Source organism: Xanthomonas sp. SHU 166 (assembly GCF_000364685.1).
GTDB lineage: Bacteria > Pseudomonadota > Gammaproteobacteria > Xanthomonadales > Xanthomonadaceae > Xanthomonas_A > Xanthomonas_A sontii.
This window is the reverse complement of record NZ_AQOJ01000602.1, coordinates 1-466: the sequence shown is the minus strand read 5'-3', so window position 1 is coordinate 466 and position 466 is coordinate 1. Positions and strand designations below refer to the sequence as shown.

Annotated in this window: 1 pseudogene; it reads right to left on the bottom strand. The window is 73.6% G+C overall.

From position 1 onward, the window contains the following. A pseudogene (locus D180_RS23985) lies at nucleotides 1–284 on the bottom strand (SPOR domain-containing protein); the annotation flags it as partial. Between the last annotated feature and the right edge of the window lie 182 nt (nucleotides 285–466).

Below are 466 nucleotides of genomic sequence, written 5' to 3'. Positions count from 1 at the left end.
GTGGGAGCCGCCGGTGCGTCAGCCTGCGCCGGAACCGCTTCGACAGGATCGGCAGCGACGGCGGTGTCCGCTTGCGCATCGGCTGGCGCGGCGACAGGCGCGGCCGTCGGCGCAGTTGGCGCAGCAGCCGGCGCCGGCGCTTCATTGACCAGTTGCAGCGTCGCCACCCCGGCCGGCACGGCCGGCATCGGCACCGCTGGCGGGGTCGGCGGCTGCATCGCCCACCACACCGCGACGCCAAGGTTGAGGATGGTCAGGACGACGAGCAGGGCGCGAACGAGCATGGCCGGATTCTAGAGCGTGCGATGCACGTTGGGAGAGACAGTGACGTCTGCGTGGGACGTTGCGACTTCGGCGCAACGTCCGCTTCGCCACGCCGCGTTGCATCGCGGCCGCCTGCGCCGGCCCGCTCAGGCGGCACCGGCACCGGCACCGGCACCGGCCACGGCGTGCGCCTGCGCCCACA